The organism is Micromonospora sp. DT47, from assembly GCF_049844475.1.
Classification (GTDB): Bacteria; Actinomycetota; Actinomycetes; order Mycobacteriales; family Micromonosporaceae; genus Micromonospora.
The window spans coordinates 123365-144282 of sequence record NZ_JBNCLC010000002.1 but is presented as its reverse complement, the minus strand read 5'-3'; the positions used below and the strand labels follow the sequence as shown (position 1 = coordinate 144282).

Annotated in this window: 20 protein-coding genes and 1 tRNA gene; 12 read left to right on the top strand and 9 right to left on the bottom strand. The window is 72.3% G+C overall.

Translation table 11 applies throughout. The annotated features are described in order from the left end of the window. Positions 1 to 223: 223 nt before the first annotated feature. Positions 224 to 649, top strand: a complete 426-nt coding sequence (locus ACLQ2U_RS03270) for a DUF4259 domain-containing protein (RefSeq protein ID WP_425749015.1) — start codon at positions 224 to 226, stop codon at positions 647 to 649. A gap of 205 nt (positions 650 to 854) precedes the next feature. Then, positions 855 to 1310: a MarR family transcriptional regulator gene (locus ACLQ2U_RS03265; protein WP_425749014.1), complete on the top strand. Its 456-nt coding sequence runs from the start codon at positions 855 to 857 to the stop codon at positions 1308 to 1310. A 564-nt stretch (positions 1311 to 1874) separates the two neighbouring features. Here ACLQ2U_RS03265 and ACLQ2U_RS03260 read toward each other — a convergent pair. Beyond that, positions 1875 to 2114, bottom strand: a complete 240-nt coding sequence (locus tag ACLQ2U_RS03260) for a hypothetical protein (protein ID WP_425749013.1) — start codon at positions 2112 to 2114, stop codon at positions 1875 to 1877. Between the two features lie 275 nt (positions 2115 to 2389). Further along, the gene (locus ACLQ2U_RS03255) at positions 2390 to 3952 is read right to left on the bottom strand and encodes a phosphodiester glycosidase family protein (RefSeq protein WP_425749012.1); all 1563 of its coding nucleotides are present in this window, start codon (positions 3950 to 3952) and stop codon (positions 2390 to 2392) included. Positions 3953 to 4911: 959 nt separating this feature from the next. Here ACLQ2U_RS03255 and ACLQ2U_RS03250 point away from each other — a divergent pair. Then, positions 4912 to 5085, top strand: a complete 174-nt coding sequence (locus ACLQ2U_RS03250; protein WP_425749011.1) for a hypothetical protein — start codon at positions 4912 to 4914, stop codon at positions 5083 to 5085. Positions 5086 to 5168: 83 nt separating this feature from the next. Here the strand turns inward: ACLQ2U_RS03250 and ACLQ2U_RS03245 are convergent. Then, positions 5169 to 5245, bottom strand: a tRNA-Pro gene (locus ACLQ2U_RS03245). Between the two features lie 83 nt (positions 5246 to 5328). Then, positions 5329 to 6222 carry a metallophosphoesterase gene (locus ACLQ2U_RS03240; protein WP_425749010.1) on the bottom strand — a complete coding sequence of 298 codons (894 nt, stop codon included), beginning with the start codon at positions 6220 to 6222 and terminating at the stop codon, positions 5329 to 5331. 25 nt (positions 6223 to 6247) lie between these two features. On the opposite strand from ACLQ2U_RS03240, the gene ACLQ2U_RS03235 reads away from it, so the two are divergent. Continuing rightward, positions 6248 to 6703, top strand: a complete 456-nt coding sequence (locus ACLQ2U_RS03235; protein ID WP_425749009.1) for a GatB/YqeY domain-containing protein — start codon at positions 6248 to 6250, stop codon at positions 6701 to 6703. Positions 6704 to 6763: 60 nt separating this feature from the next. On the opposite strand, the gene ACLQ2U_RS03230 is transcribed toward ACLQ2U_RS03235, so the two are convergent. Then, complete coding sequence (locus ACLQ2U_RS03230) at positions 6764 to 9205, bottom strand: penicillin-binding protein (protein WP_425749008.1); 2442 nt, start codon at positions 9203 to 9205, stop codon at positions 6764 to 6766. A gap of 401 nt (positions 9206 to 9606) precedes the next feature. Here ACLQ2U_RS03230 and ACLQ2U_RS03225 point away from each other — a divergent pair, with 401 nt between their 5' ends. Continuing rightward, positions 9607 to 9927: a WhiB family transcriptional regulator gene (locus ACLQ2U_RS03225; RefSeq protein WP_425749007.1), complete on the top strand. Its 321-nt coding sequence runs from the start codon at positions 9607 to 9609 to the stop codon at positions 9925 to 9927. A 6-nt stretch (positions 9928 to 9933) separates the two neighbouring features. On the opposite strand, the gene ACLQ2U_RS03220 is transcribed toward ACLQ2U_RS03225, so the two are convergent. The 3 genes from ACLQ2U_RS03220 to ACLQ2U_RS03210 are packed head-to-tail and all read right to left on the bottom strand — an operon-like array spanning position 9934 to position 12749. Further along, on the bottom strand, positions 9934 to 11085 hold the full coding sequence (locus ACLQ2U_RS03220; RefSeq protein ID WP_425749006.1) for an ArsA family ATPase: 1152 nt from the start codon (positions 11083 to 11085) through the stop codon (positions 9934 to 9936). A 54-nt stretch (positions 11086 to 11139) separates the two neighbouring features. Continuing rightward, complete coding sequence (locus ACLQ2U_RS03215; RefSeq protein WP_425749005.1) at positions 11140 to 12117, bottom strand: ArsA-related P-loop ATPase; 978 nt, start codon at positions 12115 to 12117, stop codon at positions 11140 to 11142. Between the two features lie 26 nt (positions 12118 to 12143). Next, complete coding sequence (locus ACLQ2U_RS03210) at positions 12144 to 12749, bottom strand: hypothetical protein (RefSeq protein ID WP_425749004.1); 606 nt, start codon at positions 12747 to 12749, stop codon at positions 12144 to 12146. Between the two features lie 204 nt (positions 12750 to 12953). Between ACLQ2U_RS03210 and ACLQ2U_RS03205 the strand changes: the two genes are divergently transcribed. The 7 genes from ACLQ2U_RS03205 to ACLQ2U_RS03175 all read left to right on the top strand — a co-directional run bounded on the left by ACLQ2U_RS03205 (position 12954) and on the right by ACLQ2U_RS03175 (position 20545). After that, entirely contained in the window at positions 12954 to 13193 is a 240-nt protein-coding gene (locus tag ACLQ2U_RS03205) for a hypothetical protein (RefSeq protein ID WP_425749003.1), read from the top strand. A 45-nt stretch (positions 13194 to 13238) separates the two neighbouring features. Continuing rightward, positions 13239 to 13394 (top strand): hypothetical protein, encoded by a 156-nt coding sequence (locus tag ACLQ2U_RS03200; protein ID WP_088959894.1) that lies wholly within the window; start codon positions 13239 to 13241, stop codon positions 13392 to 13394. 4 nt (positions 13395 to 13398) lie between these two features. Next, complete coding sequence (locus ACLQ2U_RS03195; RefSeq protein ID WP_425749002.1) at positions 13399 to 13860, top strand: RidA family protein; 462 nt, start codon at positions 13399 to 13401, stop codon at positions 13858 to 13860. 123 nt (positions 13861 to 13983) lie between these two features. Then, positions 13984 to 14781 (top strand): MBL fold metallo-hydrolase, encoded by a 798-nt coding sequence (locus tag ACLQ2U_RS03190; RefSeq protein WP_425749001.1) that lies wholly within the window; start codon positions 13984 to 13986, stop codon positions 14779 to 14781. Continuing rightward, entirely contained in the window at positions 14778 to 18344 is a 3567-nt protein-coding gene (locus ACLQ2U_RS03185; RefSeq protein WP_425749000.1) for an adenylate/guanylate cyclase domain-containing protein, read from the top strand. Before ACLQ2U_RS03190 ends, ACLQ2U_RS03185 begins: the two co-directional genes overlap by 4 nt. A gap of 130 nt (positions 18345 to 18474) precedes the next feature. Next, entirely contained in the window at positions 18475 to 18966 is a 492-nt protein-coding gene (locus ACLQ2U_RS03180) for a hypothetical protein (protein WP_425748999.1), read from the top strand. Between the two features lie 31 nt (positions 18967 to 18997). Further along, positions 18998 to 20545 carry a protein kinase domain-containing protein gene (locus ACLQ2U_RS03175; RefSeq protein WP_425748998.1) on the top strand — a complete coding sequence of 516 codons (1548 nt, stop codon included), beginning with the start codon at positions 18998 to 19000 and terminating at the stop codon, positions 20543 to 20545. 15 nt (positions 20546 to 20560) lie between these two features. Here the strand turns inward: ACLQ2U_RS03175 and ACLQ2U_RS03170 are convergent, their stop codons facing one another. Next, on the bottom strand, positions 20561 to 20884 hold the full coding sequence (locus tag ACLQ2U_RS03170; protein WP_425748997.1) for a hypothetical protein: 324 nt from the start codon (positions 20882 to 20884) through the stop codon (positions 20561 to 20563). Positions 20885 to 20918: the final 34 nt, after the last annotated feature.

Here is a 20918-nt window from a genome sequence, read left to right as displayed (position 1 = left end):
AACGTGAGGCCCTGCACGCTGAACTTCTCACCGAGGTGGCTGCTGGCCACCCCCTGCACGGTCAAGGGAAGAACAGAAAGATCGTCTAGCCGGACGTGTCACCCACGTCCCGAGAAAGATCTGTCACGGACGTCCTGAGACCCGACATCGCCGGCAGTCGGCCGGCTTGGCTGTACGGATGGCTGTACTGATCCCCTAGCCTGGCATCGTCTAAGGGAGGCGTATGGGTACGTGGGGCGAGGGTCCGTTCGACAGCGACGGGGCAGAGGACTTCCTGGACTCACTTGAGGAGTTGACGCCGGAGGCGCGCCTGGTGGTGGTGTCGCGGCTGCTTCGATCCGCCGCCGTCCCGCTTTCTGAGTGGCCACGCGATCTCGGGGACATCGAGGTCATCGCGGCCGCAGCCGTCCTGGCCGTAAACGTCGCCGGCAACGACCCGTTCGATGCAGAGCAGGACGTGACGCACTGGCTTCCGAAGCCACTGCGATCAGAGCTACTGACCCTTGCGCTGCGTGCGCTCGAAGAGGCAACCACCCCCGGTAGCCCGTGGTCGCGAAGCTGGACCACGGATCAGAGCCGCGCCGACGCATTCGACGCCATCGTCCATATCCGCGACGTCATTGCCGGCGAGATCCAGCAGAGCGGGTGATCCGCACCGTCAGTTTGGAAGGACGAGGATCACTGCCCCGAGATGCCCGGAACGTCTGTTCGTGGCAGGGGAGTGGCGCACAGTTCGTGCCCGCTCCTGCCTTGGCTCCGTCCGCTCGGCGGCCTGGCAGTGGACCTTGACCTTAAGCCCGCTTGAACTTCTACCGTGGCTGGGTCTGTGAAACTGGTCAGAAGGAGCCTCGAGCGTGGTTTTGAAGGAATACTCCCAAGACAAGCTTGCCTCCCAGCCCATCGGCTACTGGAGCGGGGAGGCGTATCGCAGAGCGGTCGGCCGCATTCGAGCGGAGCTCGCTGTGGAGGATCTCACCCAGCCGCACTGGTGGACGCTCAACCATGTCGCTGGCTCCCCCAGCACCTGGAGCCGCCCCGCCCTCGCCGAACGGCTCGCCCCGTTCGATGACCTCGGGATCGATTTCGACGAGGTGTTCACCGACCTGCTCGCCCGTGGATGGATGAAGGAGGACGGTGGAGCCTTGACGCTCACCGAGGAGGGGGAGGCGGGACGGCTCCGCGCCAAGGCCCGAAACGCACGGGCTCACGAGCAGATGCACGAAGGCATCGGAACCGCCGAGTACGTTGCGGCACTCAACGTCCTGCGCCGCATGATCGCCAACCTGGGTGGTAACGGCGACCTCCCCTAGCAGGCGGCGCTCGCCACCGCCTCGGGGGCCAGCACCCGGGTGCCGCGATCATGCGGTCTACCTGGGCCTCCGCGGGTGGGAGCGGGCGACGGGAATCGAACCCGTACCGTCAGTTTGGAAGAGCGCGCTCAACCGGTCGTGATGCCCAAAACGCCTGCTGCCGGCAGCCGACCCGGTTGCGTCTCGTGCCCGCTCGTGACCGCTGCGTTCCACGGTTGCTGGCCCACGGATGGCCCATGACGGTCTTGGGATTAGAAGAAGATCGGAGCGGGCTGGTAGGGGAGCCGTCAGGTGAGAGTCTGTCTCACCTGGCCCTTGCCTCTGGTCGGGGTGGCCGGGATTCGAACCGACGACCTCTTCTTCGTCCCGAACGGCCGTCGGTGCTGTCAGCCGGTATCGGTCGCTGTCGTTCGTTCGCGGTGACCCAGGGTCGGCGGCCGTCTCCGGCTCGTTGACGGGGAACCGCTGTCAGGCGTTCGCTGACTTTCTGCTGACGGGGCTGCCGCAGGTGGCTCGGATGCGTTGTGGGGATGATGATGAACTCTGCTACGGGCGCGCCTCGGCTTACTCCCCCTGGCCCTGGCGGCCCGCCCGCCATAGCTCGTGTTCTCTGAGCACCCATGCGAGCCAATAGAGGCCGAAGGAGACCACGAAGACGGCGAGCAACACCAGCGCCGCAGCGTTCACAACGCCGTTCGAAGGTGGTTCATTGAGGATGAGGAGCACGACGCCTAGGAAGAGGGCGGTCAGCATCAGCGACCGGAAGACCGGTTGTTCCACGGGATGCTTGCGGGGGCTCGGCATCAACGCTCCTTCGCGAGGTGGGCGTGGCCGGTGGCGTGATGCTGACCTACTGTCCGACAATCGGTTGCGCGCCAGCCCCCGCCGGTGCTGCTGCACCGCGTGGCGGTCACGAGCCGGACCCTTCGTCCGGCGGCGCCCGGGGGCCAGTCCGGGGTCGCTCGGAAAGCACCAGAGGGCAGATCCAATGACTGGATCTGCCCTCTCACTCGTCCGGGTGGCCGGATCAGCGGTACGCGCGGTGGCCGGACGTCCGCCGGCCTGCCTCGTGCGCGGCTCTATTTCCCTCGCAGGACGATCGCGTTGCCGACGCGGCGTTCGGTGACCGGCTCGTGTCCCCAGTAGTCCGTGGGCCGGTTGTACAGGATGTCGTTGATCATCAAGGTGCTGTCCCCGCCGATGCCGAGCATCATGGCGTCAACGGCGCCCAACCACTTCATCACCCCGGCGGCCTCGGGCATGGTCACGCCGACACTCACGCCCGGCCGTCGCCCGTCGATGACCACCAGCAGCAGTTGGCCGGCGGCGGTGATGCCGGCCAACGTCCGTGGGTGCCGGTCCAGGAAGAGGCCGGTGTGGTAGCCGTCGCGGGATCGGTAGCCGTTCGCGCCCACGTTGATCCACACCTCGCCGCCCCGCACCAGGGCCGGGCCACCGGAGATCGCGGTGAAGGTCGGGCTGGTGACCCGCTGCCCCTGCGGGTCGAGGATCTGGGCGCCGGGCTGGAACGCCTGGTTGAGGACGGTGTGGTCCCTCAACCACTGCGCGCCGGCGCCGATGCCCTGCATCACACGGCTCCCGGTCGGGATGGGACCGCCGGCCGGGCTGCGCAGCTGCTTGGCCACCCAGTTGCCGTCCATCACCACGTCGACGCTGCCGGCGGGTCCGGCCGGGGTCTCCGGTCCCCACTCGGGACGGAAGATCACGATCTCGTCCGGGTCGGTGCAGGTCTCGTACCGCCACGGCTCGTCGGCGTCGGGCAGGTCACCCGGCATGCCGCCGGGCGTCGATGGAGGCCGCAGGTCTCCGCCGACACCGCCGCAGTGGGCGATGCGCCCCGGCTTCCGGTGGATGCCGTCGATCTGCCACTGTTCGCCGTCCGGGGCCTTCACCGTCGTCGACGTGGTCAGCTCGGTGATCCGCAGCGGGCCGTTCGCTCCGTTCAGCAGCAGGGCCGTGCGTCCGTTCACCGCCTCGCTGAGCAGGTTGTTGCCCTGTACGTAGATGCCCATCGGGTCGCCGTCGAATCCGTTGAAGTCCGGGTTGTTCGGGCTGTTTATGTCGAACTCACTGCCGTTTACCCCGGCGAGGGCGCCGGCGTGCCGGGCGATGTCGCGCACGGTGTCAGCGCTGCGTAGCTCGGGCCCATGCGCGCCGCCGATCGTCACGGCCGCCGTGGGCTCCACGACCAGGACCCGGACTTCCCACGGACCGGTGCTGACCTGCTCCCGGAACGCCTCGTGTTCCACGACGCCGCGCAGGCCGATGCCCTCGAGTTGCTTCAGGTGGTCGGCCGCGCCGGCCTGATCAGAGAACTTGCCCGAGTGCACGCCGTAGAAGCGGGTGGCGTCGGACGGAGGCCGGTAAGACAGGTCCGCGGGAAGGGGCGGGTCGAAGCTGACGAGGGAGGCGTCATACCCGCCGTCGGCGACGAGCTTCCGATAGGTTTCCGCGGTGTCGGAATTGCGGGTCACCACCTCGCTGCCAGCAGCGGAAAGGTACACAGCTACCGTCCAGGCAGAAGAGGCGTACCCCTGGGTGTACTTGCGGTAGGTGACACCGGGCGCGGGCGTCTGCACCGCCCCGACCGTGGTGACCAGGGTCTCCGGCCCCAGGGGCATGCGATCGCCCGGGTTCTGGAAGGGGGCCGGGCCGTCAACGGCCGCCAGCGCGCCCATCCCGGCGGACGCAGGTCGCGGCGACACGGCCACGGCAGCCGGTGCTACCAGCGCGGGACAGGCGGCGGCCACCAGAACGATTGAACGGATCCGGTGACGCCGACCCATGGAAGACCTCCACTGCAGACGGAATACCGCAGCCCCCGCGCGGCTGCCCAGGAGTCTGGCATCCCGGGAGGCCTCGTGGGGGGCGGGCCGCTGTCGGCGGTCGGCTGCGCCGCCTCCGGTCCTGGTTGCATTACTGGTCGTCCTCGGCATCCCGACTCCCAGAAGCGAAACCTTGCCTCAATTGATCGGCCGAGGTTTCCAGCTGGGGAGCAAACAACCGCATTCATGACCGCGGGAGGCGTTCGCGGGGAACCTCCTACCGGAGATCCCGGAGCGGTACCGGGCGCTTGTCGGGGTGGCCGGAGGTGCGGGTCTGCGGTGGGGAGAGTGCGTCGGGCTGACCTGGGACGCGATCGACTTGGAGAAGGCCTCCGTCCGTGTTGGCCGGGTCGGCATCGAGGTCGCCGGACACGTGACATACAAGCCCTAACCAAAGACACGGGCTGGCCGCCGACTTGTGCCGCTGCCGCCGTTCGTGGTCAAGCTCCTGCGGGCGCACCGCACGCTCGTGCCGCCCGGCCCCGCCGGCGAGGTGTTTACCAACGAGGCCGGCGGGCCGCTGCGTCGCACGGTCTTCCGGGCTTGGATCTGGCGGCCGGCGCTCGTGCGTGCGGGTCTGCTCGGCAAGGTCGTCCAGGTCGGGCCCAGGGTGTGGCGGGCGACCTGGCGCGATCGGGACGGCAACGAGGTGATCGAGGAGTTCCCGAACCGCCGGGTGGCGCGGGCTCGCGTCCCGCGCATGGCTCAGGGGGGCTCCGATTCCATGATCTGCGGCATTCGTACGCGACCTGGCTGTGTCGGACGGCGTACCGATCAACGACGTGGCGCGGGTCATGGGCCACGAGCAGATCTCGACCACGCTGGACCGGTACACGCACGCCTTCGAGGCCGGCGCGGAGAAGGTCAGGGAGTCGTTCGCTGGCTTTCCGCTGACTCTCGAGGCTGACGAGGACGAAAGGGCCGATTAGCCGGCGGCCTGAGTCGATCGAGGAGAGCGTCGGGGCATGACAAAAGGCCAGGTGAGAGACGATCTCACCTGGCCTTTTACCTCTGGTCGGGGTGGCCGGATTCGAACCGACGACCTCTTCGTCCCGAACGAAGCGCGCTACCAAGCTGCGCCACACCCCGAGGCGTGCCGACAAATAGTAGCCCACCCGGTCCGATGGTCAAACTCGGTACCCCCGTGCCGGCCCGGGGACGTCGGCCCCCGGTCAGCGGGGGATGAGCGTCAGCACGCTCGCCTCCGGTGGGCAGGCGAACCGCACCGGGGCGGTGGGATGGGTACCCAGGCCGGCGGAGACGTGCAGCCACGAGTCGGAGCCGGGCCAGCGGTGCAGACCGCGCGCCATCGACCGGGGCAGCCCGCAGTTGGTCACCAGCGCCCCGTAGCCCGGCACGCAGACCTGCCCGCCGTGGGTGTGCCCGGCGAGCAGCAGGCCGAAGCCGTCCGCCGCCATCTGGTCGAGCACGGCCGGCTCCGGGGAGTGGGCGAGCGCGATGGCGAGGTCGGCCGAGGACGAGACCGGGCCGGCCACCGAGGGGTAGTCGTCCCGCTCGACGTGCGGGTCGTCCACGCCGACCAGCTCCAGCAGCCGACCGCCGGCCTTCACCGACGTCCGGGAGTTGTTCAGGTCCACCCAGCCGGCCCCGGTGAAGACGTCGCGCAGCTCCTCGTACGGCAGCTCGGCGCCCTCGGTGTACTCCCGGTCGGGCAGGAAATAGGTGAACGGGTTCTTCCAGACCGGCCCGGTGTAGTCGTTCGAGCCGAAGACGAAGGCTCCCGGGAAGTCCAGCAGCGGTTGCAGGGCCCGCAGCACGCCCGGGACGGCGCCCGGGTGGGCCATGTTGTCCCCGGTCACCACGACCAGGTCCGGGTCCAGGGCGGCCAGCGACGCCACCCACTGCTGCTTGCGCCGCTGGTCCGGCATCATGTGCAGGTCCGACAGGTGCAGCACCCGCAGCGGCTCGGCGTCGGCCGGCAGCACCGGCACGTCGTACCGGCGCAGGGTGAACATGTTGCGCTCGACGAGCGACGCGTATGCCAGGGTGGCCGCGCCCGCGGCGACCGTGCCGGCCCCGAGCCGGAATAGTGTGCGCTTTCGCATGTCGTTCAGGGTAGTTTGACCGTCCATGAGCACGCTGAAGGACCGCCTGACCGCAGACATGCGCGCCGCACTCAAGGCGCGCGACGAACTGACCACCTCCACGCTGCGGATGGCCCTGGCCGCCGTCGGCACCGCCGAGGTCGCCGGCAAGGCCAAGCGCGAGCTCACCGACGACGAGGTGCTCGCGGTGCTGACCAAGGAGGCGAAGAAGCGGCGTGAGGCCGCCACCGCCTTCGCCGACGCCGGCCGCACCGAGCAGGCCGGCAAGGAGACCGCCGAGGGCGAGGTGCTGGAGCGCTACCTGCCGAAGCAGCTCTCCGACGCCGAGCTGGCCGAGCTGGTCACCAGGGCGCTCGCCGCGGGCGGCTTCACCGGCAAGGCGCAGATGGGCCCGGCCATGAAGGCGGCCCAGGCCGCGGTGGCCGGCCAGGCCGAGGGGGGCCGGGTGGCCGCCGAGGTACGCCGACAGCTCGGTCTCTGACCCGGGTACGCGAAACGGGCGGGCACCCCCAGGGTGCCCGCCCGTTCTGCCTGCGTACGGTCAGCCGCGTGGCGGCCGGCTGGGACGGCTCGGGCCTGGCGGGGTGATGATGCCGCCGGGGCCCACGGTCGGCGTGCCTGACGGGGTGCCGGGGCCGCTGCTGACCTCGATGGTCACCACGCCGCCCTTGATGGTCCGGCGGTCCGGGCTGGTGCGGGCGACCGAACCGGCCGCGCAGTTCGACGGCACCTTGCGGTCGGAGACGACCACCTCGAAGCCGGCGTCCTTGAGCCGGGACCGGGCGCTGTCCACCGACTGGCAGGTCACACTCGGGATGGACCGCTGGTCACCCTCGATGATCTTGCCGCTCGGCGGGGTGAAGTTGATCCGTTCCTTGCCCTTCATGGCGTCGCGCAGGGTCTCGTAGACGGCCGGGTTGATGCCCTTGGGGGTCTCGTCGTGGCCCATCTTCTGGGTGGTCTGCGGCCAGTCCGGGTCGGCCATGATGCCGGCCACCGCGTACTGCTTGGTCATCGCGACCAGCGCGGAGGTCTTGTCCCCGTCGGTGGTGCCGGACTTGCCGGCCACCGGCGCGCCGACGATCCCGTGGACGTTGCGCGCGGTGGCGCCGTTGCACTTGGAGGTGGCCGACCCGTCACCGACCGGGCAGCGCGCCGCGTCCACGGCGGCCCGGGCCACCTGAGTGCCGATCCGCTGCTCGCACCGCGGGTTGGCGATGTCGAGCTTCTTGCCCTCCGGGTCCTTGATCTCCTGCACCGGGATCGGCTCGCAGTACTTGCCGTCCGCCGCCAGGGTGGCGTAGGCGTTGGCCACCTCCAGCGGGGTGGTGGCCGAGACGCCCAGGGTGAAGGCGCCCCACTGGTTGGCACCCTCTCTCGCGAAACGTGCGTCCTCGCTGTCGCGGAATGTGATGCCGAGCTTCTGCGCCGCCTTGATCACGTTTTCCGCGCCGACCTGCTGCTCCAACGGCACGAAGTAGGTGTTGACCGACTTGCCGAAGGCGGTCCACATGTTGTGCACGCCGGTCATGCTCTTCGACGCGTTCTTCGGGCAGTAGAAGTGCGTGCCGGGGCAGGCGGCGGGGGAGTTCTTCTCGATGATGTAGTTCGACTTGAAGGTTTCCGGTGCGTTGATCGTGTAGCTGAGCGGGATGCCCTTCTCCAGCGCCGCGACAATGGTGAACATCTTGAAGGTCGAGCCGGCCTGGTAGCCGGCGATGCCCTGGCCACCGCTGAGCAGTGGATTCACCGTGTTCGGGTAGTTGGCCCGGATCTTGGCCTTGGCCTTGGCCGGATTGCTGGAGAGCGGGTTCTGCCGCTTCCGCGGATCATCGATCTTGAAGTTCCGGTTCACCGAGAGCGCCCGGACCCGGCCGGTGCCCGGCTCGATCACCGCGACCATCCGGGCCGCCTTGCTGTTCACGCCGAGGTTCTTCCGGACGGCCCGGTCGGCGCCGTTCTGCGCCTGCACGTCGAGGCTGGTGGTGATGGTGTAGCCACCGCTCTTCAGCCGGCGCTCGCGGTCGTACGTGGTCGAGCCGAACGTCTCCTGCTGCATCCACCAGCGGTAGAAGTAGTCGCAGAAGAAGCCCCAGTCCTTCTGGTTGGTGGAGACGCAGCCGTTCGGGGTGCGCTTGTCCTTGACGACCATCTTGATGGCCTTGGCGGCGTCCGCCTCCTGCTGGCTGATGGCGCCGGTCTTGACCATGTTCTGCAGGACGTAGTTGCGCCGGTCCAGGGCGAGCGGCCGGCCGCTGCGGGTGGTCGGGTCGTTGGTGGTCGGCGCCTTGACCATGCCAGCCAGCAGCGCCGCCTCCTCGACCTTGAGCTTGCTCGGCGGCTTGCCGAAGTAGACCTGGCTGGCGGCGAAGATGCCGTACGCGCCGTTGCCGAAGGAGGCGATGTTCAGGTAGCGCTCCAGGATCTCGTCCTTGGAGAACTCCTTGTCGATCTGGATGGCGTAGCGCATCTCGCGGAGCTTGCGGGCGCTGGTGTCCTCGGTCGCGGCGACCACGTCGGCCGGGTGGGTGGCCGAGTACGCGATGGCCAGCCGGACGTATTGCATGGTCAGCGTGGAGGCGCCCTGCTGGGAGGCGGAGTCGGACTGGTTGTTGACGAAGGCGCGGGCGACGCCGTTGAGGTCGACCCCGTTGTGCTTGTAGAAGTCGTGGTCCTCGGCCGCGATGATGGCCTTCTGCATGACCGGTGCGATGTCGGCCAGCTTCACGTCCCGCCGGTTCTCGTCGTACATGGTCGCGAGCGGGGTCTTGCCGTCGGAGGCGAGCAGGTAGCTGATCTGCGGCGCGCGGGCCACCGTCAGCTCCTTGGGGAGTGCGCCGAAGGTCTCGGCACCGGCCTTCGCGGCCAGTCCGGACATCGCCACCGCGGGGAAGGCCGCCGCTGCGACCACCACTCCGGCCAACAGGCCACAGATCAGTAGCGATGCGGCGTTGGTGAAGACATTGTGGTCACGTTTCCGCATCCAGGTCACCTCGACAGAGTACGCGAGTAGGGACGAGGGGCGCTGGGGCGTTCTTTCCCCATTTCCTGCGCGCGCCGACCTCGTTGTGCTAAACGCACGACCCCTGGTGCGTGGTTGCGTGTGACCTGGCGCCGAGTCTCCTCCGAACGGGGGAGCCGCGCGGCGTTTTCACGTACTCGGGCCGGGTAAGCGGCGCGCGAAGGCCCGGCAAGCCGGGAGTGTCCGGAATGATGGATTTCGCCGACAACGTTGCGTAATCAGGCGACTACAGAGCATGATGGTGGCGGCGACAGGGCCACGTCGTCCGTGCCTCCTTGGGGAAGGAATGGGCCGGACGACTGGGGGGATTCGACGGCTGGTCGCACGAGGTCGGTAGGTACTGCAAGGGGGGACGTGTACACATGGGCATGATCACTGACTGGCCGTCACTGGCGGCGTGTCAGAACGGGGACCCGGACGCGTTGTTCGTACAGGGCGCCGAACAGAACGTGGCGAAGAGGATCTGCCGGAGCTGCCCAGTTCGGTACGAGTGCCTGGCCGACGCGCTCGACAACCGGATCGAGTTCGGGGTGTGGGGTGGCATGACCGAACGGGAACGTCGGGCGTTGCTGCGCCGTCACCCCCAGGTGACGAGCTGGCGCAAGATGTTCGAGGCCGCGATGAAGAAGAACGCCAAGGACAAGGTCGGCAAGGACAAGGTCCTGGTCACCGCCGCCGGCTGACGCCGGTCACGGCTGGCTGATCGCCGTGCCGATCGTCCGCAGCCCGTCGATGTCGTGCACGTCGGCGGGCTGCGCCGTCACCGACACCGCCGGCACCGCCGGGAACGCCTCGGTGAACCGGGCCGCCACCTCCCGCTCGCGTACCGCCTGCTGGGCCAGCGCGGCGTGGGCCCGCAGCACCTCGGCGGTGGCCTCGTGGCCGCCCAGCTCGGCCAGCCGCTCCGCGGCGGCCAGGCTCTCCGTCGCGTCCAGCGACTTCACCGCCGACCGGTGCACCCGGTTGAGCACCAGGCCGGCCAGGGGCATCCGCTCCTCCCGCAGCCGCCCCGCGAAGTAGGCCGCCTCCCGGACGGCGTCCGGCTCGGGGGCCGCGACCAGCAGGAACGCCGTTTCCCGCGCCTGCAGGATCCGGTACGTCTGCTCGGCCCGCTGCCGGAAACCGCCGAACATCGAGTCGAGCCCGGCCACGAAGCCGGACAGGTCGGTGAGCAGTTGGGCGCCGAGCAGCTTCTGCACCACCTTGGAGAACATCCCGAAGCCGGCGGTGACGAAGCTGAACATGCTCCGGCCGCCGCTGCGCGCCGGGGCCAGCAGCAGCCGCAGCATCCGCCCGTCGAGGAAGCGGGAGAGCCGGGCCGGCGCGTCCAGGAAGTCCAGCGCGGACCGCGAGGGCGGGGTGTCGACGACGATCAGGTCCCACTCGCCGCGGGCGTGCAACTGGCCGAGCTTCTCCATCGCCATGTATTCCTGGGTGCCGGCGAAGGTGGAGCTCATGGCCTGGTAGAAGGGGTTGGCGAAGATCTCCGCCGCCTTCGCCGGATCGGTGTGCTGGAGCACCACGTCGTCGAAGGTGCGCTTCATGTCGAGCATCATGGCGTGCAGCTCGCCGCCGCTGTCCTCGATGTCGATCCCCTTGACCTGCCGGGGGGTGTTGTCCAGCTCGGTCAGGCCGAGGGACTGGGCCAGCCGGCGGGCCGGGTCGATGGTGAGCACCACCGTCCGCCGGCCGTGCTGCTCGGCCGCCCGCAGCGCCAGTGCGGCCGCCGTGGTCGTCTTACCCACCCCGCCGGCGCCACAGCACACGACGATCCGCACGCCCGGGTCGGCGAGGATCTGGTCGACGTCCAGCTGCGGCGCCGCGTCTTCGGAAGGCACCAATCGAGCGTATCGGGCCGGTGGGGTCCGCGCCCCCGCGCGGACCGCAGGTGTGAGTCAATCGGCGCGGCCGAGCGCCTCCGCCAGCGTCTCCAGCCCGGCCCGGTCCACCCCGCCGGGCAGCAGCGGCAGCTCGGTCAGGGGCAGCCCCAGCTCCGCCAGGTCGGTACGGAGCGAATCCTCGAGCTCCCGCCGGACCTGCTGGTCCCGCGCCTCGTTGGCCAGGCCGGTGACGGTGGCCGGGTCGGCCGGCAGCCCGGCGGCGCGCAGCCCGCGCTCGAGCTCGGCCCGGGTCACCTCGCGGCCGGTCGGCAGCGGCGGCCGGGCGGCGTTGACGATCACCCGACCGACCGGGAAACCCAGCTGGGTCAGCTCCGTGATCGCGTCCACCGTCTCCTGGACCGGCATCTCCTCCAGCAGGGTGACCACGTGCACCGCGGTCATCGGGGAGCGCAGCAGCGCGGAGACCCCCTCGCTCTGCGTCTTGATCGGGCCGACCTTGGTCAGCCGGGCGGTCTCCGCGGTGACGTTGAGGAACCGGCCGATCCGGCCGGTCGGCGGCGCGTCCAGCACCACCGCGTCGTACGCGCGGCGCTGCCCGGAGGTGCGGGTGGTGGCCTCCTTGACCTTGCCGGTGAGCAGCACGTCCCGCAGGCCCGGCGCGATGGTGGTGGCGAAATCGATGGCGCCGACCTTGCGCAGCGCCCGGCCGGCTGCGCCCAGCTTGTAGAACATGTCGAGGTACTCGAGGAGCGCCTCCTCCGCGTCCACCGCCAGGGCCCGCACCTCGCCGCCGCCGGGGGCGTCGGTCAGGTGCCGCTCCTCGTACGGCAGCGGGTCGGTCCCGAAGAGCTGGGCGATGCCCTGCCGGCCCTCCACCTCGACCAGCAGGGTGCGCCGCCCGCCGGTGGCCAGGGCGAGCGCCAGCGCCGCCGCCACGCTGGTCTTGCCGGTGCCACCCTTGCCGGTCACCACGTGGAGACGGGACGGCCATCCGGTACCGGCCGGTTCGGCCGGCCGCTCAGCTGCTCGCATCCATCGAGCCTATCCACCTCGCGGAATCAGCCGACTTCGCAGACCCGCCAACCCGTCTTCCGCACCACGGTGAAGCGCAGCGCCTGCTCGGCGACCTTCTCGTCGGCAGTGGTCATGGTGAGCGTGGTGGTGACGGTGGCCCGGTCGCCGGTCTGGTTGTCCACCTTCGGGCTCGACCACCGGAAGCGCGGGTTCTGGTAGCCGGCGGCGTACCTGTCCACCTCGGCGACCTTCGCGTCGAGCTTCTCCTGGTCCCGGGAGGCGGAGCAGACGAAGGCGGTCGCCTTCCGGGCGTCCCGGTCCCGGTAGACGGCGGTGAGGAAGCCGTCCACCGCGACCGTCGGCTCCTTGGCGCCCTCGCCGCTCTCGGTGTCCCGCAGGGCCAGGAAGGCGGCGGTCCCGCCGCCGCCGCAGAGCAGGATGGCCCCGGCCAGCACGATCGAGGCGATCAGCAGGCCGCGTTTCCGGGGCGCGCCCGGCGCCTGGTACGCGGGGTAGGCGGATGGAGGCGGCGGGATGGCACCCGGGGTCGGCGCGCCGGGGGAGACCGGCCCGGTCTGGCCGGGTACGTCCTGCCGGAACGCCGGCGTGCCCGGCGATCCGCTCGCGCCACCGATCGGCGGTTGGGTCATGTGATCCCCCGGGGGATGGGGCGTCCTCGCCGCCCCTGGCGACGACGCGGGTTCGGGCACGACGGGCGACCCCTGATCGCCCGTACGATGCAGAAGGGTAGCGGTCGATGGGATGCCCGTGGCGGACCGCTCACGACCTGCTGTTCCGCGCGGTCGCCTTCCGGACCAGTCATGTGTCACATATGTGACTCGACGTGATCGCGCATGCGCGTCCCGTTGTGGGGCTCCGTGGGCTGGTCCTACGCCCGCGCCCAGTTCCCGCCCGGCGACCGGGCGAGGCGGCTCGGGCCGAGCGGCGACCATGACGGGCCGGCCGGCGTGATGCCGGTCAACGAGTTGTCGTACCCGCGCTGGCCCCAGCCGTACGACCACGAGGGCCCCTGCGGCGAGGTGCCGACCGCCCCTGAGCAGCGTCCCGCGCCCCGGCCGTCGCCCGGACCGTAGGCTGTCCCCGGAACAGTCCACGTCAGGCAAGGGAGCCTTCCACCGATGCAGAAGTGGGAATACGCCACGGTCCCGCTGCTGGTCCACGCGACCAAGCAGATCCTCGACAACTGGGGCGAGGACGGCTGGGAACTCGTCGCCGTGGTCCCCGGCCCGAACCCGGACCAGCTGGTCGCCTACCTCAAGCGCCCGAAGGGCTGAGGGCATGAGCAACGGACCCCACGCCAAGCTCGCCGAGCTGGGGCTGAGCCTGCCGGAGGTCGTGCCCCCGGTGGCCAGCTACGTCCCGGCGGTGCAGTCCGGCCAGCATGTCTACGTCTCCGGCCAGCTGCCGATGGCCGAGGGCAAGCTGCTCGCCACCGGCAAGGTCGGCGCGGGCGTCTCCGCCGAGCAGGCGAAGGACCTCGCCGAGCGGTGTGCGCTGAACGCAATGGCCGCGATCGACTCGCTGGTCGGCCTGGAGAACGTCGTCAAGATCGTGAAGCTGACCGGCTTCGTCGCGAGCGCGTCCGGCTTCACCGGGCAGCCCGGCGTGATCAACGGCGCCTCCGACCTGTTCGGCGCCGTCTTCGGCGAGGCCGGCCGGCACGCCCGCTCCGCGGTCGGCGTAGCCGAACTCCCGCTCGACGCCCCGGTCGAGGTCGAGGTCATCGTCGAGGTCTCCTGACGCCACCGTCCGTCCCCGCGATCTTGCGCAGTGCGTCCCGGCAAAAGGCGTGAACGGCCACAAACCACGGGCCGGAACCGCAAGATCGCGGGGAGTGGCGGACGGGGTCGTACGATCGCAGCCATGGGCGGGCATGTGACGGGGCCAGCCGCCGCGCTCGCGGACGGGCTGCCGGGCTGGGTGACGTTGCTGCGTGCGCCGAACCCGGGGCCGATGACGCTGGACGGGACGAACACCTGGGTGCTGCGGGCAGCCCCGGGCGAGCCGGCCGTGGTGGTCGACCCCGGGCCGGCCGACGAGGGCCACCTGGACCGGATCGCCGCGCACGGGCCGGTCGGCTCGGTGCTGATCACCCACGGGCACCCCGACCACACCGAGGGCTCCGCGCGACTGGCCGAGCTGCTCAACGGGGCGGCGGTCCGCGCCGCCGACCCGGCGCACACCATCGGCGGTCCGCCGCTGACCCCGGAGACCGGGTTGGCGGCCGCCGGCTTCACCATCCGGCTGCTGCCGACCCCCGGGCACACCGCCGACTCGGTCTGCTTCCTGGCCGAGCACGGCGACGAGCGGGTGGTCCTCACCGGCGACACCATCCTCGGCCGGGGCACCACCGTGGTCGCCCACCCCGACGGGCACCTCGGCGACTACCTGACCAGCCTGGAGCTGCTCTCGACGTACCGGGGGATCCCGGCGCTGCCCGGGCACGGCCCGGCGCTGGCCGACTGCGGCGCTGCCGCCGAGTTCTACCTGGCCCACCGCCGCGCCCGGCTCGACCAGGTGCGGGCCGCGGTCGCCGAGGGCGCCACCACGGCACCCGAGGTGGTCGAGCGGGTCTACGCGGACGTCGACCGGTCGCTCTGGTGGGCGGCCGAATGGTCGGTCCGGGCCCAGCTGGAATACCTCGGGGTGGAGCAGCCGTGACCTGTCCGGTCTGCGGCACCGTCGCCGTCCCCGGCGCCCGGTTCTGCCACAACTGCGGGGCCGCGCTGCCCGCCGCCGCGACCCTGCCGGCCGCCGAGCGGCGGGTGGTCACCGTGCTCTTCGGCGACCTCTCCGACTTCACCTCCTGGTCGGAGGACCTCGACCCGGAACGGGTCGGTGCGGTCACCGACCGGGTGCTCGCCGCGCTCGCCGGCGCGGTCAAGACCTTCGGCGGGCACGTCGACAAGCTCACCGGCGACGGCATCATGGCGGTCTTCGGCGCACCGGTCGCGCACGAGGACGACGCCGAACGGGCGGTCCGGGCCGCGCTCTCCATGCAGCGGGCAGTCCGCCGGGTGCTCGACGACGAGCGCGGCGGCGGCGCGTCGCTCGGCCTGCGGGTCGGGCTGAACACCGGTGACGTGATCGCCGGCATCCAGGCCGCCATCGAATACACGGTCATCGGCGACACGGTGAACACCGCCGCCCGGCTCGCCGACGCCGCCGCCGTCGGCGCGGTCTACGCCGGCGCCCGGACCTCCGCCGCCACCCGGCACGTCGCCTCCTGGCGGGCGCTGCGGCCGCTGCGGCTCAAGGGCAAGCGCGAGCCGGTGGAGGCGTACGAGCTGCTCGGTCTCCTGGACGCCCCGGGCACCCGCTCCGGCCTCGGCGACGAGGCGCCGTTCGTGGGCCGGGAGACCGAGATCGGCCGGGTCGCCGGCCGGATGGCAGAGGTGATCGACCGGGGCGAGCCCCGGGTGCTGCTGATGACCGCCGAGGCGGGGATCGGCAAGTCCCGATTCGCCGCCGAGGTGGAACGCCTCGCGGCCGGCTACGACGTCGGCGCGGGCCGGTACGCCGCGCACAGCGGCGCCCGGGTGCTCTCCGTACGCTGCGCCGCGTTCGGCGAGCGACGCCGGTTGGCCCCCCTGGCCGACCTGGTCCGAGCGGCGGTCGGCCTGCCCAACGACCCGGCCACCGCGCTCACCCGCCCGGCCGTGGAGGAGCGGCTGCGCCGGCTCGGCCAGCGGTTCGCCCGGCTCCCCGGCGACCCGCCCCCGCTCGCCACCGACCAGCTCCTTGCCCTGCTCGGGTACGCCGAGCTGCCCGCCGCCGCCGAGAACGGCGAGTGGAATGCCGCCTCCCCGCCGCCGGACGCCGAGGCGGTGCCGAACGCGGTCGCCGGGCTGCTCAGCGGGCTCGCCGTCGAGGCGCCGCTCGTGATCGTCGTGGACGACCTGCACGACGCCACCCCCGAGACCATCAAGGCGCTCGCGCTGACCCTCAACCGGCTCAGCGGTCCGGTGCTGGTGCTGCTGCTCGGCCGCCCCGAGCTGGTGCGTACCGCCGGAGCGCTGACCCGGGTCGCGGACGCCGAGGTGCACTCGCTGCCCGCGCTGCGCGGCGCGGACGCCGCCCGCCTGCTCACCAGCTACCTGGGTGGGGGGAAGCTGCCGCCGGCCGACGCCGACCGGCTGCTCGCCACCGCCCAGGGCAACCCGTTCTACCTCGCCGAGCTGGTCACCATGCTGCGCGAGCGCGGCGCGCTGACCGCCGGCCCGGACGGCGGCTGGCGGCTGGTGCCCGGATCGCTGGGCAGCCGGCTGCTCTCCCGCGACCTGGCCGCCGTGCTCGCCGCCCGGATCGACGCGCTGCCGGCGAACGCCCGTTCGGTGCTGCGGGACGCCGCCGTGGTCGGCGACACCGTGCCCGCCGGGGCGCTGGAGGCGCTGCGCGAGCAGCGCGCCGGTTGGGACGGCCGGCCGGCCGCGGTGGCCGCGGTCGAGCTGGAGCGGGCTGTCGAGGAGCTGCTGCAACGGCGGATGCTGCACCGCACCCGCACCGGCTACGCCTTCGCCACCCCGCTGATGCGCGAGGCCGCGTACGCGGGGGTGAGCAAGGCCGAGCTGGCCGAGCGGCACGCCGCGCTGGCCCGGTGGGCCGCGCCCGCCCCGGAGGCCACCGTCACCCTGCCGGGCGGCTTCACCGACGCCGCCCGGGACGACTTCGTCGCCGAGCACGTGGAGCGGGCCGCCGCCCTGGCCGACGCGGTCAAGCTGCGGCCGGACGCGCCGGCCCGGACGGTCGCCCCGCTGGGCGTGGCCGCGCTGGGCCGGGCCGCCCGCCGGTCGCTGCAGGCCGGCGAGCCGGCCCTCGCGGTCGAGTACGCCGAGCGCGCCGCCGAGCTGGCCCGGGACGGGCTGCCCCCGGCGGACCGGGTGGTGCACGCCCGGGCGCTGCTCCAGGTCGGGCGGCCCGCCGACGCGCTCGCCTTCGCCGAGAAGATCGCCGCAAACACGGGCGACGAGGCCACCCGGGCCAGCGCCCTGCTGCTCGCCGGGCAGGCCCACCAGACCCTCGGCGACCAGGGCCGGACGGTGGCCTGCTGGCAGGAGGCGTTGCAGGTGGCCACCGCGGGGAACCTGCCGACCCTGCGCGCCTCGGCGATGCGCCGGCTCGGCATGGCCGACTTCATCGCCGGCCGGCTCGGCCAGGCGAGCAGCCGGCTCGCCGCGTCGTACCAGGTCAGCCTCGCCGCGCACGACCCGCGCGGGCAGGCCTGGTCGTTGCAGAACCTGGCCTGGGTGACCACCACCCGGGGCGACTTCGCCGGCACCGACGCGGTGCTCGGCCGGGCCGCCCGGCTCTTCGCCGAACTGAAGGACCCGTACGGGCGGGCCTGGCTGCGTGGCACCACCGCCTTCGCCCGGCTGCTCGCCGGGCGGCTGAGGGAGGCCCGCCAGCTGGCGAACGTCTTCCTGCCCTTCGGCGAGCGGGTCGGCGAGGCGTGGGCGGTGGGCACGCTCCGCGCGGTCGAGGCGTTTGCCGCGGCCGAGCTGGGCGAGATCGCCGAGGCCGACCGGGAGGCGCGCCGGGCGTACCGGGATTTCGCCGAGGTCTCCGACGACTGGGGTCGTGGGTTCGCCCTGGTCGTACGGGGGGTGGTGGCGCGCGGGCTGGGCGAGCCGGAGCACGCCGCCGACCTGCTCACCGACGCGCTGGCGTACGCCGAGCGCAGCTCGCACCCGCTGCTGACCGGGATGGCCGGCACCCTGCGCGGCTTCGTGGCGCTGGACATGGGCGACTGCGAGACCGCCGAGCGGGACGCCCGCGCGGTGCTGACCACCGTCGAGCCGCACAACCCGCAGGCGCCGGCCCAGGCCGCGCCCCGGGTGCTGCTGGCCACCGCCCGGCTCGCCGCCGGCGACCCGGCCACCGCGGTCGGACTGCTCGCCCCGGTGGCCACCACCGCGGCCAACACCCCGACGCTGCTCTTCTCCCGCCGCCAGACGATGGCCCGGTACGCCTCCGCCCTGCTCGCCCACGGCCAGCGGGAACAGGCGCTGGACTGGGCCCGGCGGGCGGTCGCCGCCCCGGCGGAGGACGTGCGCAGCCAGGTGATCGGGGCGAGCGTGCTGGCCGAGGCGCTGGCCGCCTGCGGCCGGCCGGTCGAGGCGCTGGCCAGCGCCGAGGAGGCGGTCCGGTTGGCGTACGCCACCGAGCAGCGCAGCGAACGTCCGGCCGCCGACGCCCTGCGCGCCCGCCTCGCCGCCGAGGTCTGACGGCGGCTGGTCGGCCCGGGCCGGACAGGTCTGGCGGTTCCGGGGATGTGCGCGTCGGTGGGGGCGGTTAGCGTGTCACTTCACGCGGTCGTCCGTCGATGACGGTCGCGCCGTCCGGGTGGGAGGACAGATGAGGCTGCCGCGTTCCGGCGCCGGCTGGACGATCGCGGTCTTCGGCGTCCTGGCGTTGCTGATGGGGGCGCTTGGGCTGGTCTGGCCGGAGGCGCAGCTGCGGCTGCTTGGCTTCGAGGTGCCGGAGACCCGGGCGGCCGGCGACCACACCGGCACGTTCCTCACCGCTTCCTCGATGGCCTCGTTCAACATGGGGGTCTACTACCTGCTGGCGACCGCCACCGAGTGGCGGCCGTTCTACCGGTTCACGGTCGTCTTCCGGCTGGTCACCTTCACCGTCTTCACCCTGACCGTGCTGGCCGACGTCGCGCCCGACCGGTTCATCGGGGTCGCCCTCTGGGAGGGGCTCGGCGCGGTCGCCACCGCGCTCGGCCTGCACTGGGACGCCCGGCGCGCAGCCACGTCGACGCCGGTCGACGGCCCGGACGGCGACCCGGCGGGCGCCGGGGAGAGCACCGGGTCGGCGTCACCCGCCGGTACGGTCCGCTGAGCGCGTCGGTGGGACGGGTATTTTCGAAGCCGTGACCGAGACCCCGCCCGGCGCCCTCCGGCTGCCCATCGTGCCCGGTCTGACCGATCTGCAGGTGTTCGCCCGGGGCGGTTACGCCACCGTCTACCGGGCCACCCAGATCTCGGTCGGGCGCGAGGTCGCCGTCAAGGTCGAGAACCGCACGCTGGACAGCGAGCGGGACCAGGCCCGGTTCCTGCGGGAGGCGCGGGCGGCCGGGAAGATGTCGTCCCACCCGCACGTGGTCGACCTCTTCGACGTCGGGGTGACCGTCGACCAGCACCCCTACCTCATCATGGAGCTCTGCGACGGCTCGTACGCCGAGCGGATGCGGACCTCGCCGCTCGGTGCGTCCGAGACCCGCGACCTCGGCATCAAGATCGCCGACGCGCTCGCCCACTCGCACGCGGCCGGGGTGCTGCACCGCGACGTCAAGCCGGCCAACATCCTCTACTCGCACTTCAACCCGGCGGTGCTGGCCGACTTCGGGCTGGCGGTGCTGGCCGAGGTGCGCGACGCCTCGGTCACCCTCGAGGTGCTGACTCCGGCGTACGCCCCGCCGGAGATGTTCAGCCACAGCCCGCCCTCGCCGGCCGTCGACGTGTACGCGCTCTGCGCCACCCTCTACGCGGTGATGAGCGGCCGCCCGCCGCGCTGGCAGTCGGAGCGGAACCCGAGCCTGGTCACCGTGCTGGAGATGTTCCACCAGCAGATCCCGGAGCTGCCCGGGGTGCCGACCGAGCTGGTCGACGTGCTGCGGGCGGGCATGTCCAACGACCCGGATGCGCGTCCCTCCGCGATCGAGCTGCGCGACCTGCTGGTCGCCCTGCCGTTCGACCCGGCCCCGGCGCCGGTGAGCGGGGCGCCGGTCTCCGGGGCGCCGGTCGGCGGCCGGTCCACCACCGGCGGCCCGGCCACCACCGGCAGCCCGCATTCCGGCGGCCGGACCAGCCCGCGTACCCCGCCCGAGAGTGACCATCCGACGGTGCCGCACACCGGCCGGCGCTGGCGACGGCGGTGGTTCCTCGGCGGCGCCGGGGTCCTCGCCCTGGCCGCCTCGGCGAGCGCCGGGGCGTGGGTCGCCGGCGGCGCCCCGCTGGTGGCGGCGCCCAGCCCGACGGCGGCGGGCAGCGGGTCGTCCTCGCCGGCCGCCGGCGGGGGTCCCCTGCCGGGCTGCGCGACGGTCGGACCGGCGGTGTCCCTGCCGGTGGCGGCGCGCTGCGCCCCCGAGCTGGAGTGCTTCGGGCCGGTGCGGCTGCGCGGCGACCGGGCGGAGGCGGCCCGGATCTCCTGCGACGGCCGGCACACCTGGGAGTCCTACCTGGAGGGTGACCTGCCCGCCCGGCTGGTCGGCGCCGGCCACGCCGAGGTCAGCGCCGACCCCGTCGTGGGGGCGGTGTGCAACACGCGGACCTTCCGGCTGACCAGTGGCCTCGACCAGACCACCGGCTGGCACCTGGAGGTGCTACCGCCGAGCGGCACGGATCTCGACCGGACCTATCGCTGCCTGGCCGGCCGGGGCGTGGACGTCCTGGCCATGCCGACCCTCACCGGTCGCTGACCTGCCCGCCGGCCCTCAGTGGTCGCCGACCTGCCGGGTCGCGCCGAGCCGGGCCCGCACGGCGCCGCTGTCCAGCGCGTCCAGGGTGTCCGCGTCGAGGCCGGGTGGTCCGGCGTCCGGCTGGCCGGGGGAGGCGGTGGCCACCTCCCGGTCGTCCCGCTGCCGTAGCGCGGCCACCGCGGTGCCGGCGACCGTGGCGAGCAGGACGCAGAGCAGCGCCAGCCCGACCGTCAGGATGCCGACGGGGTGCCAGACGACCAGGACCACCAGCACCGCGACGGCCGCCAGTGACGCGACCACCGCCACGGTCCGCGCGTCCGGCCTCAGGATTCGCCCCATCCGACAAGCATGTTCGCCCGGCTCCCGCTGTCAA

Excerpts from the sequence above, each read along its gene's own strand:
- ACLQ2U_RS03255 (WP_425749012.1), bottom strand. The coding sequence starts at position 3,952 with ATGCCCCTGGGGCCGGAGACCCTGGTCACCACGGTCGGGGCGGTGCAG.
- ACLQ2U_RS03205 (WP_425749003.1), top strand. The coding sequence starts at position 12,954 with ATGCGCGTCCCGTTGTGGGGCTCCGTGGGCTGGTCCTACGCCCGCGCC.
- ACLQ2U_RS03240 (WP_425749010.1), bottom strand. The coding sequence starts at position 6,222 with ATGCGAAAGCGCACACTATTCCGGCTCGGGGCCGGCACGGTCGCCGCG.
- ACLQ2U_RS03230 (WP_425749008.1), bottom strand. The coding sequence starts at position 9,205 with ATGCGGAAACGTGACCACAATGTCTTCACCAACGCCGCATCGCTACTG.
- ACLQ2U_RS03215 (WP_425749005.1), bottom strand. The coding sequence starts at position 12,117 with ATGCGAGCAGCTGAGCGGCCGGCCGAACCGGCCGGTACCGGATGGCCG.
- ACLQ2U_RS03200 (WP_088959894.1), top strand. The coding sequence starts at position 13,239 with ATGCAGAAGTGGGAATACGCCACGGTCCCGCTGCTGGTCCACGCGACC.
- ACLQ2U_RS03270 (WP_425749015.1), top strand. The coding sequence starts at position 224 with ATGGGTACGTGGGGCGAGGGTCCGTTCGACAGCGACGGGGCAGAGGAC.
- ACLQ2U_RS03210 (WP_425749004.1), bottom strand. The coding sequence starts at position 12,749 with ATGACCCAACCGCCGATCGGTGGCGCGAGCGGATCGCCGGGCACGCCG.
- ACLQ2U_RS03170 (WP_425748997.1), bottom strand. The coding sequence starts at position 20,884 with ATGGGGCGAATCCTGAGGCCGGACGCGCGGACCGTGGCGGTGGTCGCG.
- ACLQ2U_RS03235 (WP_425749009.1), top strand. The coding sequence starts at position 6,248 with ATGAGCACGCTGAAGGACCGCCTGACCGCAGACATGCGCGCCGCACTC.
- ACLQ2U_RS03260 (WP_425749013.1), bottom strand. The coding sequence starts at position 2,114 with ATGCCGAGCCCCCGCAAGCATCCCGTGGAACAACCGGTCTTCCGGTCG.
- ACLQ2U_RS03195 (WP_425749002.1), top strand. The coding sequence starts at position 13,399 with ATGAGCAACGGACCCCACGCCAAGCTCGCCGAGCTGGGGCTGAGCCTG.
- ACLQ2U_RS03225 (WP_425749007.1), top strand. The coding sequence starts at position 9,607 with ATGGGCATGATCACTGACTGGCCGTCACTGGCGGCGTGTCAGAACGGG.
- ACLQ2U_RS03190 (WP_425749001.1), top strand. The coding sequence starts at position 13,984 with ATGGGCGGGCATGTGACGGGGCCAGCCGCCGCGCTCGCGGACGGGCTG.
- ACLQ2U_RS03180 (WP_425748999.1), top strand. The coding sequence starts at position 18,475 with ATGAGGCTGCCGCGTTCCGGCGCCGGCTGGACGATCGCGGTCTTCGGC.